Annotated in this window: 2 protein-coding genes; both read left to right on the top strand. The window is 72.5% G+C overall.

Features of this window, described 5'->3' with window-relative positions; genetic code table 11:
- Positions 1-300 (top strand): hypothetical protein (locus FNQ90_RS23105; RefSeq protein WP_228471533.1); only part of this gene is annotated, 300 nt, incomplete at its 5' end.
- The coding region (locus FNQ90_RS23100; RefSeq protein WP_182608122.1) for a DUF3631 domain-containing protein at positions 297-1,430 on the top strand (1,134 nt) is incomplete at its 3' end. The genes FNQ90_RS23105 and FNQ90_RS23100, both read left to right, overlap by 4 nt.

Here is a 1,430-nt window from a genome sequence, read left to right as displayed (position 1 = left end):
GCCCCGCCCCCACCAACCGTGGGCGGCCGACAGGGCATCGCCCGAAGGGCGCCCGAAGAAGGCTCGAACCCGCACCCGCCCACCGGCCGGTATCCGGTGGCGTGGCTGCACATCGTCGCCCCCGGACGCGGCACCACCCCGACCGCGAGCAGCTGGTGCGAGTGCGGGCACCGGGCCCGCGCCGTCGGCCGCACCCGGGTGCTCGCCCTGATCGACACCCACCACCGGCACCGGGACGCCTGCCCTCTGCGCACCACCACCGACACCACCACGACGAACGAGAGGAGGTCGGCGGCATGAGCACCGAGCCGATCGACGGCGCGGCCCTGCTGGACCAGGTGGAAGCCTTCCACCGCCGCTTCAACGCCTTCCCCACCGAGGCCGCCTACGTCGCCGTGGCCCTGTGGGACGCCCACACCCACCTGCTCGACTGCTTCGACTCCACCCCCCGACTGGCGTTCCTCTCCCCCGAACCGGGGTCGGGGAAGACCCGGGCCCTGGAGGTGTGCAGCACGCTGGTTCGCCGTCCCATGCACGCGGTGAACGCCTCTCCCGCCGCGCTATTCCGGGCCGTGGCCGACACCGACGGGCGGCCGGTCGTCCTCTTCGACGAGATCGACACCGTCTTCGGGCCGAAGACGGCCAAGGACAACGAGGATCTGCGGGGACTGCTCAACGCCGGGCACCGACGTTCCGGGGTCTCCTACCGGTGCGTGGGCGACGGCAACACCCAAACCGTGGTGGCCTTCCCGGCGTACTCCGCGGTGGCGCTGGCCGGGCTCGGGGGCCTGCCGGACACCATCATGGCCCGTTCCATCGTCATCCGGATGCGGCGCCGGGCCCGCAACGAACGTGTGGAGCCCTACCGGCATCGCATCCACGAACCGCAGGGTCACGCGCTGCGCGATCGGCTCGCGCTCTGGGCCGATCAGGTCCGTGAGCGGGTCGACGGGGTGTTCCCCGAGATGCCGGAGGGCATCACCGACCGCCCCGCCGATGTGTGGGAGCCGCTGCTCGCCGTCGCGGACGCGGCCGGGGGCGCCTGGCCCGAACGCGCCCGTGCCGCGTGCGTCGAGCTGGTCAACGCCGTGGCGGACGACGACCGGGCCTCCCTGGGCGTGCGGCTGCTCACCGATCTGCGGGACGTCATCTTCCCCGGGGAGACGGCGGTCTCCAGCGTCGAGATCCTTCATCTGCTCAACGCGATGGAGGAGGCCCCCTGGGGCGACCTCGACGGCCGGGCTCTCACCCCGCGGGCCCTGTCGAAGATGCTGCGCGAGTACGTGACCGCCGCGGGGAAGCCCATCGCGCCGCGCCCGCTGCGCATCGGCGGCCAGGTTGTCAAGGGCTACCACCGCGACGACCTCACCGATGCCTGGAACCGCTACTGCCCCCCACCCCCCGAAACATCGGTAACACCGGTTACAACC

The sequence above is a fragment of the Streptomyces alkaliphilus genome (genome assembly GCF_014141535.1).
Taxonomy (GTDB): domain Bacteria; phylum Actinomycetota; class Actinomycetes; order Streptomycetales; family Streptomycetaceae; genus Streptomyces; species Streptomyces alkaliphilus.
Note: the sequence above shows the minus strand (reverse complement) of the source record. Positions and strands in the feature narration are given on the sequence as shown.